12 protein-coding genes are annotated in these 13,563 nt (G+C 59.3%); all 12 read left to right on the top strand.

From position 1 onward, the window contains the following. The first annotated feature begins 5 nt into the window (after nt 1-5). The 12 genes from D3F03_RS04245 to nuoN are packed head-to-tail and all read left to right on the top strand — an operon-like array spanning nt 6 to nt 13,563. Entirely contained in the window at nt 6-614 is a 609-nt protein-coding gene (locus tag D3F03_RS04245; RefSeq protein WP_119108071.1) for an NADH-quinone oxidoreductase subunit C, read from the top strand. A 19-nt stretch (nt 615-633) separates the two neighbouring features. Continuing rightward, nucleotides 634-1,887 carry an NADH-quinone oxidoreductase subunit D gene (locus D3F03_RS04240; RefSeq protein ID WP_119108070.1) on the top strand — a complete coding sequence of 418 codons (1,254 nt, stop codon included), beginning with the start codon at nt 634-636 and terminating at the stop codon, nt 1,885-1,887. Continuing rightward, on the top strand, nt 1,884-2,375 hold the full coding sequence (gene nuoE, locus D3F03_RS04235) for an NADH-quinone oxidoreductase subunit NuoE (RefSeq protein WP_119108069.1): 492 nt from the start codon (nt 1,884-1,886) through the stop codon (nt 2,373-2,375). Before D3F03_RS04240 ends, nuoE begins: the two co-directional genes overlap by 4 nt. After that, the gene (gene nuoF, locus D3F03_RS04230) at nt 2,372-3,724 is read left to right on the top strand and encodes an NADH-quinone oxidoreductase subunit NuoF (protein WP_119108068.1); all 1,353 of its coding nucleotides are present in this window, start codon (nt 2,372-2,374) and stop codon (nt 3,722-3,724) included. The genes nuoE and nuoF overlap by 4 nt, the downstream gene beginning before the upstream one ends. Nucleotides 3,725-3,739: 15 nt before the next feature. Further along, nucleotides 3,740-5,875: an NADH-quinone oxidoreductase subunit NuoG gene (gene nuoG / locus D3F03_RS04225; protein WP_119108067.1), complete on the top strand. Its 2,136-nt coding sequence runs from the start codon at nt 3,740-3,742 to the stop codon at nt 5,873-5,875. Then, a complete protein-coding gene (gene nuoH, locus D3F03_RS04220) occupies nt 5,872-6,948 on the top strand; it encodes an NADH-quinone oxidoreductase subunit NuoH (protein ID WP_119108066.1) in 1,077 nt (358 codons plus the stop codon). Before nuoG ends, nuoH begins: the two co-directional genes overlap by 4 nt. Before the next feature lie 14 nt (nt 6,949-6,962). Then, entirely contained in the window at nt 6,963-7,472 is a 510-nt protein-coding gene (gene nuoI, locus D3F03_RS04215) for an NADH-quinone oxidoreductase subunit NuoI (RefSeq protein ID WP_119108065.1), read from the top strand. 44 nt (nt 7,473-7,516) lie between these two features. Then, a complete protein-coding gene (locus D3F03_RS04210; protein WP_119108064.1) occupies nt 7,517-8,182 on the top strand; it encodes an NADH-quinone oxidoreductase subunit J in 666 nt (221 codons plus the stop codon). Between the two features lie 2 nt (nt 8,183-8,184). Further along, nucleotides 8,185-8,493, top strand: coding sequence for an NADH-quinone oxidoreductase subunit NuoK (gene nuoK / locus D3F03_RS04205; RefSeq protein ID WP_119108567.1), 309 nt, complete (start codon nt 8,185-8,187; stop codon nt 8,491-8,493). Nucleotides 8,494-8,520: 27 nt separating this feature from the next. After that, the gene (gene nuoL / locus D3F03_RS04200) at nt 8,521-10,557 is read left to right on the top strand and encodes an NADH-quinone oxidoreductase subunit L (RefSeq protein ID WP_119108063.1); all 2,037 of its coding nucleotides are present in this window, start codon (nt 8,521-8,523) and stop codon (nt 10,555-10,557) included. A 13-nt stretch (nt 10,558-10,570) separates the two neighbouring features. After that, nucleotides 10,571-12,046, top strand: coding sequence for an NADH-quinone oxidoreductase subunit M (locus D3F03_RS04195; protein ID WP_119108062.1), 1,476 nt, complete (start codon nt 10,571-10,573; stop codon nt 12,044-12,046). A gap of 23 nt (nt 12,047-12,069) precedes the next feature. Continuing rightward, on the top strand, nt 12,070-13,563 hold the full coding sequence (gene nuoN, locus D3F03_RS04190) for an NADH-quinone oxidoreductase subunit NuoN (RefSeq protein WP_119108061.1): 1,494 nt from the start codon (nt 12,070-12,072) through the stop codon (nt 13,561-13,563).

The raw sequence follows: 13,563 nt of genomic DNA, 5'->3' as shown, positions 1-13,563 counted from the left end.
TACCAATGACATCAGTTGCTATGCGCCCCGAGGCTGTTCGCGATGCTGTTGCCAGTGCGCTCGGCGATGTTGCGCGCACCGTGCACGTCGCGCTGGGGCAGGTGATTGCCGAGGTGCCGGCCGCTCACTACCACCAGGCCATGCAGACCTTGCGCGACGCGCCGTCTTGCCGCTTCGAGCAGTTGGTAGATCTGTGCGGCATGGACCATTCGACCTATGGCGACATCGGCACCGAGGGTGCGCGTTACAGCGTGGTTTCGCAATTGCTTTCCGTTAGCCTCAACCAGCGCGTGCGCGTCAAGGTGTTTTGCCCGGACGACGATTTTCCGGTGGTGGCCTCGGTCAGTGACCTGTGGAACTCCGCCATCTGGTACGAGCGCGAGGCCTTTGACCTGTATGGCGTGGTTTTTGATGGCCATGGTGACCTGCGCCGCATCCTGACCGATTACGGCTTCATTGGTCACCCCTTCCGCAAGGATTTTCCACTGTCCGGCCATGTTGAGATGCGCTACGACGCGGATCAGCGTCGCGTGATTTATGAGCCGGTCACCATCGAGCCGCGTGAAGTGACGCCCCGGATCATCCGCGAAGACAAATACGGAGGCCTGCACTGAGGCGTGCTGACGGATTGCCATGGCTGAAATCAAGAACTACTCTCTGAACCTGGGTCCGCAGCACCCGGCGGCACACGGCGTGTTGCGTCTGGTGCTCGAACTCGACGGCGAAGTCGTGCAGCGCGCTGATCCACATATCGGCTTGCTGCATCGCGCCACGGAAAAGCTCGCCGAGCACAAGACCTTCCTCCAGTCGCTGCCCTACATGGACCGGCTGGACTACGTCTCGATGATGTGCAACGAGCACGCGTACTGCCTGGCGATCGAGAAGCTGCTGGGCGTGGAGGTTCCGCTGCGTGCCCAGTACATCCGTGTGATGTTCTCGGAAATCACGCGGCTGATGAACCACCTCATGTGGCTGGGTTCGCACGGCAACGACTGTGGCAGCTCAACCATCCTGATCTACACGTTCCGCGAGCGCGAAGATCTGTTCGATATGTACGAGGCTGTGTCGGGTGCGCGCATGCATGCGGCGTATTTCCGGCCGGGCGGCGTATACCGCGATCTGCCCGACAGCATGCCGCAGTACAAGGCGAGCAAGGTGCGCAACGCCAAGTCTCTGGAAGCACGCAACGAAAATCGCAAAGGCTCGTTGCTCGATTTCATCGACGACTTCACGCAGCGCTTCCCCAAGTGCGTGGACGAATACGAAGTTTTGCTCACCGACAACCGAATCTGGAAGCAGCGCACCGTAGGCGTTGGCGTGGTGTCAGCCGAGCGGGCGCTGAACCTGGGCATGACCGGGCCCATGTTGCGCGGCTCTGGCGTGGTGTGGGATTTGCGCAAGACCCAGCCTTATGAAGTCTACGACCGCCTGGAATTCGACGTGCCAGTCGGCGTTACCGGCGATTGCTACGACCGGTATCTGGTCCGCGTGCAGGAGATGCGTGAGTCCAACCGCATCATCAAGCAATGTGTGGACTGGCTGCGCAAGAACCCCGGCCCGGTGATCACCGACAACCACAAGGTGGCGCCACCCAGTCGTGAGTCCATGAAGACCGGCATGGAGGATTTGATCCACCACTTCAAGCTGTTCACCGAAGGCATGCATGTGCCCGAAGGGGAGGCTTATGCCGCCGTGGAGCACCCGAAGGGCGAGTTTGGTATTTATCTGGTGAGCGATGGGGCTAACAAGCCCTACCGTCTCAAGATTCGCGCGCCTGGCTTCCCGCATCTCGCCGCCATGGACGAGTTGGCCAAGGGGCACATGCTGGCGGATGTGGTTGCCATCATTGGCACCATGGACATCGTGTTCGGAGAGATTGACCGATGATTTCTGACGCAACCCTCACGCGTTTTGCACGCGAAGTTGCCAAGTACCCTGCCGAGCAAAAACAGTCTGCCGTGATGGCGTGCCTGGCTATCGTGCAGCAGGAGCAGGGCTTCATCAGCGAGACCGCTGAAATCGATATTGCTGCGTACCTGGGCATGCCGCAGATCGCTGTACATGAAGTGACGACCTTCTACAACATGTACAACCAGCATCCGGTGGGCAAGTACAAGCTTAACGTCTGCACCAACCTGCCGTGCCTGCTGCGGGACGGCGGCAAGGCGCTTGAATACCTGGAAAAGAAGCTCGGAATTTCCACGGGCGACACGACGCCCGATGGCCTGTTTACGCTGCAACAATGTGAGTGTCTTGGCGCCTGCGCCGATGCGCCCGTCATGTTGGTGAATGACCGCTCCATGTGTAGCTTTATGTCAGACGACAAACTTGATCAGCTTGTGGACAGTTTGCGTGCGGCGGAGGGGCGGGCATGAAGGCGGCGCAGGTACTCTCGCAGTTTCAGGCTGCCGGCGTCGAAACCTGTTTTCACGGTCGCCATATTGATCCGCAAATTTACGCCGAGCTTGACGGTTCGAATTGGGGCATTGAGTCGTATACCAAGCGCGGAGGTTATCAAGCGCTGCGTACGATCCTTGGCGCCGATGGCGGAACGGCCTGGACACAGGATCAAGTGATCGCCACGGTCAAGGAATCGGGTTTGCGGGGACGCGGTGGGGCGGGTTTCCCGACTGGTCTGAAGTGGAGCTTCATGCCGCGCCAGTTCCCCGGCCAGAAGTACCTGGTGTGCAATTCGGACGAGGGCGAGCCGGGCACATGCAAGGACCGTGACATCCTTATGTACAACCCGCACAGCGTGATCGAGGGAATGATCATCGCAGCCTACGCCATGGGCATCAGCGTCGGGTACAACTACATTCACGGTGAAATTTTCCGGGAGTACGAGCGGTTCGAGACGGCTCTCGAAGAAGCGCGTGCGGCCGGATTCCTCGGCTCCAAGCTTCTAGGCAGCGACTTCAGCTTCGAGTTGCACGCGCACCATGGCTTTGGTGCCTATATCTGTGGTGAAGAAACGGCTTTGCTGGAGTCGCTGGAAGGCAAAAAAGGCCAACCGCGCTTCAAGCCGCCTTTCCCCGCGAGCTTTGGTCTGTATGGCAAGCCGACCACCATCAACAACACCGAGACCTTTGCGGCAGTTCCATGGATCATCCGCAACGGCGGTGCCGCCTATTTGGCGTGCGGTAAACCGAATAACGGTGGCACCAAGATTTTCTCGGTCTCGGGCGATGTCGAACTGCCTGGCAATTACGAGGTGCCCATGGGCACGCCGTTCTCCAAGCTCCTTGAGTTGGCCGGTGGTGTGCGCAAGGGGCGCCAGCTCAAGGCGGTCATTCCAGGCGGATCCTCGTCGCCCGTGCTGCCTGCTTCCATCATGATGGAATGCACGCTCGACTACGACTCCATCTCCAAGGCAGGTTCAATGCTTGGTTCTGGCGCAGTCATCGTCATGGACGACAGCCGTTGCATGGTCGAATCACTCAAGCGTCTGTCGTATTTTTACATGCACGAATCTTGCGGCCAGTGCACACCCTGCCGCGAAGGCACGGGCTGGCTGTGGCGTCTTGTGGACCGTATCCACCGCGGTGAAGGCCGGCAGGCCGACATGGACGTGCTCGATGACGTGGCGGCCAACATCATGGGACGTACGATTTGTGCGCTGGGGGACGCGGCCGCGATGCCGGTGCGCGCCATGCTCAAGCACTTCCGCCATGAATTCGAAGCGATGATTCCCAAGACAAATCCCCGGAAGTCGGCCTCGGCCTGACCATGAGAAAAGCATATGGTTGAAATCGAACTCGACGGGAAGAAGGTTGAAATCGCCGCAGGCAGCATGGTGATGCATGCTGCCGAAAAGGCGGGCACTTATATTCCACACTTTTGTTACCACAAGAAGCTGACCATTGCGGCCAACTGCCGCATGTGCTTGGTGGACGTGGAAAAGGCACCCAAGCCCATGCCAGCCTGCTGCACACCGGTGACGCAGGGCATGGTGGTGCGCACCACCAGTGACAAAGCCATCAAGGCACAAAAGTCTGTGATGGAGTTCCTGCTCATTAACCACCCGCTCGATTGCCCGATTTGCGATCAGGGTGGTGAGTGCCAACTGCAGGACCTTGCCGTCGGCTACGGAGCGTCGGCGTCGCGCTATGAGGAAGAAAAGCGTGTCGTCCTCCACAAGGACGTGGGCCCCTTGATTTCCATGGAAGAGATGACGCGCTGCATTCATTGCACGCGCTGCATTCGCTTCGGCCAGGAAATTGGCGGCGTAATGGAACTCGGCATGATCAATCGGGGCGAGCACTCCGAAATCACCACGGTTGCTGGCGACACGATCGATTCCGAGCTGTCGGGCAACATGATTGATCTTTGCCCGGTCGGTGCGCTGACCAGCAAGCCATTCCGTTACAGCGCCCGCACTTGGGAGCTCTCGCGCCGCAAGTCGATCAGCCCGCACGACTCCACGGGTACCAACCTCGTCGTGCAGGTCAAGAACCACCGCGTCATGCGCGTGCTTCCATTCGAGAATGAGGACGTCAACGAGTGCTGGATCGCCGACCGCGACCGTTTTTCGTACGAGGCGCTCTCCAGCTCCGACCGCCTGGAACACCCCATGCTTAAGCAGGGCGGTGAGTGGCGTGAAGTGGACTGGCAAACCGCGCTGGAATACGTTGCCAATGGTTTGCAGGACATTGATGCCGAGCACGGTGCATCCAGCATCGGTGCATTGGTCAGTCCGCACAGCACGCTTGAAGAGCTGTATTTGGCCGGCGCTCTGATGCGCGGCATCGGTAGCGGCAACATTGACTACCGTCTGCGCCACGCTGAATTCACGGCGGCGCCGGGTGTGCGTTGGCTGGGGCGCTCCATTGCGTCGTTGTCCACGCTTGATTCGGTGCTCGTGGTGGGTTCGAACGTGCGCAAGGACCACCCTTTGTTTGCGCAGCGTATTCGCCAGGCCGCGCGCAAGGGCTGCGTTGTCAGCTCCATCAATGTGGCAGCGCAGGATTGGGCCATGCCCGTGCCGCACGCCATGGTAGCGCCGGCCGCTGATTGGTTGCGAACGCTAGCCGACGTAGCCGGTGCCGTCGCACAGGCGCGGCAGGTGCAGGCGCCCGTGAATGTGGGCGAGTCGAGTGCGGCTGCGGCTGCTATTGCCGCGGCCTTGCTGGGGGGCGAGCAAAAGGCCATCCTGCTCGGCAATGCTGCCGCACACCACAGCCAGGCCTCGCAACTGCTTGCCCTGTGCAACTGGATTGGCGAGCAGACAGGTGCGACGGTGGGTTACCTCACCGAAGCAGCCAATACTGTGGGTGCCCAATGGGTGCGTGCATTGCCCGAAGCCGGTGGCCTGAACGCCGGGCAGATGCTGGGCGGCGCCCTCAAGGGCGTGCTCTTGCTCAATACCGAGCCGGAGTTTGACAGCGCGGCCGGCAAGCGTGCCAGTGCGGCACTGGCCAAGGCAGACATGGTCGTGACGCTCAGCCCGTTCAAGACCAACATGGAATTCAGCGATGTGCTGCTGCCTATCGCGCCGTTCACCGAAACGTCGGGAAGTTTTGTCAACGCTGAAGGCCGTTTGCAGAGTTTTCATGCCGTCGTGCGCCCCTTGGGGGAAACGCGCCCTGGCTGGAAGGTGCTGCGGGTGCTTGCGAACCTCATGGATCTTTCTGGAACTGACTTCGAGACCTCGCAGGAGGTGCTTGTCCAAATCACTGGCATGACCGGCGATAGCAGCGCAGTTCCCGTGGAGCAGTTGAACAACCACTCTGATGCAGTCGTGTCAGATCTGGCAGGTGTCGCCGGGGAGGCCCCGGCCGCAGCCGCGATCTACCAACTCGATGGCCTGGTTCGGCGCTCGCCCTCTTTGCAAGCGACGCGCGACGGCCTCGCTGGCGCCGCGGAGGCCCAGCCATGATCGACGCAATCTACAACGGCGGTTTGCACCTGCTGGATCAGGCTTGGTGGACCGGCGCTGGTTGGCCGGTGCTTTGGATTCTGATCAAGATCGTCGTGGTGTTGCTCCCGCTGATGGGCGCGGTTGCCTACCTGACGCTGTGGGAACGCAAGCTCCTGGGTTTTATGCAGGTGCGCCACGGCCCCAACCGGGTCGGCCCTCTGGGGTTGCTGCAGCCGATTGCCGATGCCGTCAAGTTGCTCACCAAGGAAATCATCCAGCCGTCTGCCGCCTCCAAAGGGTTATTTGTTCTTGGCCCGGTGATGGCCATCATGCCGGCTCTTGCCGCGTGGGTGGTGATTCCCTTTGGGCCCGAGGTCGCGCTCACCAACGTCAATGCTGGCTTGCTGCTGATGATGGCCATCACCTCGATCGAGGTGTACGGCGTGATCATTGCTGGCTGGGCGTCCAACTCCAAGTACGCTTTTCTTGGCGCCATGCGCGCTTCGGCGCAAATGGTGAGCTACGAGATTGCCATGGGTTTTTGCTTCCTGGTGGTCATCATGGTGTCGGGCAGCATGAACCTGACCGAAGTGGTGATGGGGCAGGCGCGTGGCACGATGGCATCGCACGGGCTGTCATTCCTGTCCTGGAACTGGCTGCCATTGCTGCCCATCTTCATCGTCTATCTGGTTTCGGCTGTCGCTGAAACCAACCGGCATCCGTTCGACGTGGTTGAGGGTGAGGCCGAGATCGTCGCAGGGCACATGGTGGAGTACTCCGGCATGGGGTTTGCCATCTTCTTCCTCGCTGAGTACGCGAGCATGTGGCTGGTGTCGATCCTCGCGGTGATCATGTTCCTCGGTGGCTGGCTCTCGCCATTCGCCGCGCTTGATTTCATCCCCGGCTGGATTTGGCTAGGCATCAAAACGTTTGCCGTGGTGTCCATGTTCATATGGATTCGCGCCACCTTCCCGCGCTTTCGCTACGACCAGATCATGCGTCTTGGCTGGAAGATCTTCATTCCGGTCACGCTCGTGTGGCTGCTCGTGATCGCGGGCTGGCTGCTCTCGCCCTGGAACATCTGGAAATAAGCGGAGAACTCCCTATGGCTGCCGTTTCTGCTGCATCTTTTTCACTCAAGGATTTCTTCAAAAGCTTCATGCTGGTGGAGCTGGTCAAGGGTATGGCGCTTACCGGGCGCTACACCTTCCGTCGCAAGGTTACGGTCCAGTTCCCTGAAGAAAAAACTCCGCTTTCTCCCCGTTTCCGTGGTCTGCATGCCTTGCGCCGCTACGAGAACGGCGAAGAGCGTTGCATCGCCTGCAAATTGTGCGAGGCGGTGTGTCCTGCCCTGGCCATCACGATCGAATCCGATATACGCGACGACGGCTCACGCCGCACGACACGCTACGACATCGATCTGACCAAGTGCATTTTCTGTGGTTTTTGCGAAGAGAGCTGCCCGGTTGACTCGATCGTGGAAACCAGCATTTTTGAGTACCACGGTGAAAAACGCGGTGACCTGTATTTCACCAAGGACATGCTGCTGGCGGTGGGTGACCGCTACGAAGCTGATATTGCTGCTGCCCGAGCGGCAGACGCGCCGTACCGCTGAAGCGGGTCGGCTCCCACGCGAGACTTATTGAAAAGAACCGATTCATGGATGCCAAGACTGGTTTTTTCTATTTTTTCTCGGTCGTGCTGCTGTACGCAGCCTTCCGGGTGGTTACGGCGCGCAACCCTGTGCATGCGGTGCTGCACCTGATGCTGGCGTTCTCTCAGGCAGCCGGGTTGTGGCTGCTGCTGAATGCGGAGTTTCTTGCCATCGTGTTGGTGCTTGTGTATCTGGGAGCGGTGATGGTGCTGTTCCTGTTCGTGGTCATGATGCTCGATATCGATATGTCGGGCGTGCGTCAGGGTTTCTGGAAGCACTTTCCGCTGGGAGCTGCGATTGGCGGTTTGATTGCGCTTGAAATGGCCTGGGTGCTGATGTCTGGTTTTCGTGGCATGGAGGAGCCCAAGGCCGTCGCGGTTGCGCTGGATGCCGCCGGCCAGGCGGTGCCTTTTTCCAACGCCAAAGCCCTTGGTGAGCTGATGTACACGCAGTACCTGCTGCCCGTGGAAATTGCTGCGGTGATTTTGCTGGTGGCAATGGTGGCGGCCATCGCCTTGACGCTGCGCCATCGCAAGGACAGCAAGGCCATCAGTCCTTCGCAACAGGTGCGGGTGCGTGCGCAAGACCGCATGCGCATCGTCAAGCTGGCGGCCACGGTGCAGGCGCCTGAACCCTCAGTGGACGCTGCCGCACAGGAGACCAAAGCATGAGCCTGACCTTGACCCTTGGCCATTTTCTCTCGCTGGGCGCCATGCTGTTTGCGCTCGCAGTGATCGGCATCTTCCTCAATCGCAAGAACCTCATCGTTTTGCTGATGGCGATCGAACTCATGCTGTTGGCAGTGAACATGAACTTCGTCGCGTTCTCCCATTATCTGGGCGACATGCATGGACAGGTGTTCGTGTTCTTCATTCTTACGGTGGCAGCGGCCGAGTCGGCCATTGGCCTGGCCATCCTGGTGCTTTTGTTCCGCAACAAGTCCAACATCAATGCGGACGCGCTCGACACCCTGCAGGGTTGAGGCGACAGACACGCAAGGTTTCGCACAATGAGTCAAACCCTCTCGGCTTCCACCCTGTTGATCGTGCCGCTGGCGCCATTGGCTGGCGCGTTGCTTGCCGGTATTTTCGGCACCACTTTTGGCGGCAACTGGATCGGCAGGCGTGCAAGCCACAGCCTGACGATTCTGGGCGTCTTGATTGCCTTTATCGTTTCCGCCATGACGCTCAAGAGTGTCGCAATGGATGGTGCCCGTTTCAATGAAACCATCTATACCTGGATGGTCGTTGGCGGCATGAAGATGGAGGTCGGTTTTCTCGTCGACAGCCTGACCGCCATGATGATGTGCGTGGTGACCTTTGTCTCGCTCATGGTGCACATCTACACCATCGGCTATATGGAGGAAGACGACGGCTACAACCGCTTCTTCGCTTACATCTCGCTGTTTACCTTCTCCATGTTGATGCTGGTCATGAGCAACAACATGCTGCAGCTGTTCTTCGGCTGGGAGGCGGTGGGCCTGGTGTCGTACCTGCTGATCGGTTTCTGGTTTAACAAACCCACGGCCATCTTTGCCAACCTCAAGGCCTTCATGGTCAACCGTGTGGGCGACTTCGGATTCATCCTGGGCATTGGTCTGATCGCGGCGTACGCCAATACACTGAACTATGGCGAGGTGTTTGCCAAGGCGGGTGAACTGGGGGCGCTGTCGTTTCCTGGTACCTCGTGGATGCTGATTACGGTCATCTGTATTTGCCTGTTCATTGGCGCCATGGGAAAAAGTGCGCAATTTCCGCTGCACGTCTGGCTCCCGGACTCAATGGAAGGCCCGACACCCATCTCGGCACTGATCCACGCGGCTACCATGGTGACGGCCGGCATCTTTATGGTGGCGCGCATGTCGCCGCTGTTCGAGCTGTCTGACACCGCCTTGAACTTCATTCTGGTGATTGGCTCCATCACGGCCCTGTTCATGGGGTTTTTGGGCATTATCCAGAACGACATCAAGCGCGTGATCGCCTACTCCACGCTCTCCCAGCTGGGCTACATGACCGTAGCACTCGGTGCGTCGGCTTACTCGGTGGGCGTGTTCCACCTGATGACGCATGCCTTCTTCAAGGCGCTGCTGTTCTTGGGCGCTGGCTCGGTGATTATCGGCATGCACCACAACCAGGACATCCGCTGGATGGGCGGTGTACGCAAATACATGCCCATCACCTGGATCACGTTTTTGCTGGGCTCGTTGGCCTTGATTGGCACGCCGCTGTTTGCAGGTTTTTACTCCAAGGACAGCATTATCGAAGCGGTCCATGCGAGCGATCTGCCGGCTGCGGGGTTCGCTTCGTTTGCGGTGCTTGCCGGCGTTTTCATCACGGCGTTCTATTCCTTCCGGCTGTATTTCCTGGTGTTCCACGGCAAGGAGCGTTACGACCAGAACCCGGATGCGCACCACCACGCTGCGGACGAAGAGCCCGATCCGCACCACCACCATGACGATCACAAGAAGCCGCACGAGTCACCTTGGGTGGTGACGGTTCCCTTGGTCCTGTTGGCGATTCCGTCGGTGGTCATCGGTTTCCTCACTATCGGCCCCATGCTGTTTGGTGATTTCTTCAAGGGCGTCATCGCCGTGGACGCAGCGCGGCATCCGGCTATGACGGAGCTCGTGGACGGTTTCCATGGGCCCGTGGCCATGGCGCTGCACGGTTTCACGGCGCTGCCTTTCTGGCTGGCCATGGCTGGCGTTGTGTCGTCCTACTACATGTACATGGTGAACCCGGCGTTGCCGGCGGCCATCAAGCGGATTTTTCACCCGGTGTACGCCTTGTTGGAAAACAAGTACTACATGGACTGGATCAACGAGAACATCCTCGCGCGTGCGGCGCGTGGACTTGGCGTGGCTTTGTGGAAGGGCGGCGACCAGGTGGTGATTGATGGCGTGATGGTGAACGGCTCCTGGAAGCTCGTGGGCTGGATCGCAGGAGTGGTGCGGCGCGTGCAGACGGGCTACGTCTTTCACTATGCGCTCGCCATGATTCTGGGCGTCTTCGTGCTCATGACGTACTTCGTCTGGCTCAACAAGTAGGGGAAGAATAAAAATGGGTGTGTTGAGTCTTGCTATCTGGACGCCGATCGCGTTTGGTGCCCTGCTGCTGATGTTCAGCGGCGACAAGTACGCGGGTCTGTCGCGCTGGCTGGCGCTGGTGGGTTCGCTGGCCGGTTTGGTGGCGACTTTTCCGCTGATGGCCGGTTTTGTTCCCGGTACCGCGGACATGCAGTTTGTCGAGAAGGTGTCGTGGATCGACACCTTCCATATCTTCTACCACGTGGGCGTGGATGGAATTTCGTTCTGGTTTGTGCCCCTCACGGCCTTCATCACGGTGATTGTGGTGATTGCCTCATGGCAATCGATTACCTCACGCGTCAACCAGTACATGAGCGCGTTTCTGATCCTCTCGGGGATCATGATCGGTGTCTTCTGTGCACTCGACGGGATGCTGTTCTACGTGTTCTTCGAGGGCACGCTGATTCCCATGTATTTGATCATTGGCGTCTGGGGTGGCCCGCGCAAGATCTATGCAGCCTTCAAGTTCTTCCTGTACACCTTGCTTGGCTCCCTGCTGATGCTGATCGCCATGCTCTACCTCTACAACGAGGCGGGTGGCAGTTTCGACATTGCGGCCTGGCACGCCGTGCCGCTCTCGGCCCATGCGCAGACCATGCTGTTCTTCGCGTTTGTTGCGGCCTTCGCCGTCAAGATCCCGATGTGGCCGGTGCACACCTGGTTGCCGGACGTGCACGTGGAAGCGCCCACCGGCGGCTCTGCCGTGCTGGCAGCCATCATGCTCAAGCTGGGGGCCTACGGGTTTCTGCGCTTCTCGCTGCCCATTGCCCCCGATGCGTCGCGCGAGTGGGCCTGGCTGATGATCACCTTGTCGCTCGTTGCCGTGATCTACGTCGGTCTTGTGGCCATGGTGCAGAAGGACATGAAGAAACTGGTGGCCTATTCCTCGGTCGCACACATGGGTTTTGTCACCCTGGGTTTCTTCATCTTTAACGACCTGGGCGTTTCGGGCGGTATTGCCCAGATGATTGCGCACGGTTTCGTTTCTGCCGCCATGTTCCTGTCGATTGGCGTGCTGTACGACCGCCTGCACACGCGTGACATTGCCGATTACGGCGGCGTGGTCAACACCATGCCCAATTTTGCGGCCTTTGCGCTCTTGTTTTTCATGGCCAACTGCGGCTTGCCGGGTACCGCAGGCTTCGTGGGTGAGTGGATGGTGATTCTGGCCGCCGTCAAGTCCAACTTCTGGATTGGCATGGCCGCAGCCACCGCACTCATCTGGGGCGCTGCCTACAGCTTGTGGATGTTCAAGCGCGTGTATTTGGGCGCGCCGGGCAATGCCAATGTGCGGGCCATGCTCGACATTGGCCGCCGCGAGTTCCTCGTGCTGGCTTTGCTGGCCGTGGCTATTCTTGCCATGGGCCTGTACCCAAAGCCGGTGACCGATGTGACGGACGCTTCGGTAGCCCAACTGCTCAAGCACGTGGCCATGTCCAAGCTGAACTGACCTGATCGAAAAAGAGTATCCCGATGATTGACAACATCAGCTGGCTGGCGATTTATCCCGAGGTAGTGCTGCTGGTCATGGCCTGCGTGATTGCGCTGATCGACCTGGCCGTGAACAGCCCGCGTCGCACCGCGACCTATTTGCTGACGATGCTGACGCTCGCGGTGGTGGCAGTGCTGCAGGGCGTGTACGCCAGCAGCGGCAATACTTTCTACGGTTTCGGCAACATGATCGTCAGCGACGCCATGGGCAACTGGCTCAAGTGCTTTGCCGCGGTGGCCTTGATGGTGACGCTGGTCTATGGCCGCCCCTACGCGGGCGACCGCGACATGCTGCGCGGCGGCGAGTTGTTCACCCTCAGTATGTTTTCGCTCCTGGGCATGTTCATCATGATCGGCGGCAACAACTTTCTGGTGATCTATTTGGGTCTTGAGTTGCTCACGCTATCGAGCTATGCACTGGTCGCCCTGCGCCGCGATGACCCGGTAGCGACCGAGGCAGCGATGAAGTACTTCGTGCTCGGCGCAATGGCCAGCGGTTTCTTGTTGTACGGCCTCTCCATGCTCTATGGCGCCACGGGCTCGCTGGACATTGGCGAGGTGTTCAAGGCCGTCAATGCCGGCCAGATTCGCCATCAGGTGCTGGTGTTTGGCTTGGTGTTTATCGTGGCCGGCCTGGCGTTCAAGATGGGTGCAGTGCCTTTCCATATGTGGGTGCCCGACGTGTACGAAGGGGCCCCTACCGTCATCACCCTGTTGATCGCTGGCGCACCCAAATTGGCAGCGTTTGCCATCGTCATGCGCTTGCTGGTCGATGGCTTGTTGCCCCTGGCGATTGATTGGCAGCAGATGCTGGCCGTGCTCGCTATCGGATCGATTCTGGTGGGAAATCTGGCGGCCATTGCGCAGACCAATCTCAAGCGCATGCTGGCGTACTCCACCATCTCGCAAATGGGTTTCGTGCTGCTGGGTTTGATGTCGGGCGTGGTCAATGGCAATGTGGACGCCGCCACCGTGCAGGCAGCCTACAGCGCCTCCATGTTCTATGTGGTGACCTATGTGCTCACCACGCTGGCGACTTTCGGCGTCATCATGCTGTTGGCGCGCAGCGGATTCGAAAGCGACAAGATTACCGACATGGCTGGCTTGAACCAGCGCAGTCCCCTGTTCGCAGGTATTCTGGCCGTGTGCCTGTTCTCCATGGCCGGTGTACCGCCGCTGGTCGGCTTCTACGCCAAGCTGTCTGTGTTGCAAGCCCTGGTTGCCTCGGGTGAAACGCCCTACATCGTCTTGGCTGTCTTTGCCGTGATGATGTCGCTCATAGGCGCTTTCTACTATCTGCGTGTGGTGAAAGTCATGTATTTTGATGCGCCCGTGCAGACAGCCCCCATCCAGGCGCCGCTTGATGTGCGCGTTGTCTTGACCCTCAACGGCGCTTTGCTGTTTGTCTTGGGGCTGCTGCCTGGCGGGCTCATGGCCCTGTGCAGTGGCGCCATCCTGCGTTCGCTTGCCTCCTGA

Origin of the sequence: Simplicispira hankyongi, assembly GCF_003570885.1 — a bacterium.
Classification (GTDB): Bacteria; Pseudomonadota; Gammaproteobacteria; order Burkholderiales; family Burkholderiaceae_C; genus Simplicispira; species Simplicispira hankyongi.
Note: the sequence above shows the minus strand (reverse complement) of the source record. Positions and strands in the feature narration are given on the sequence as shown.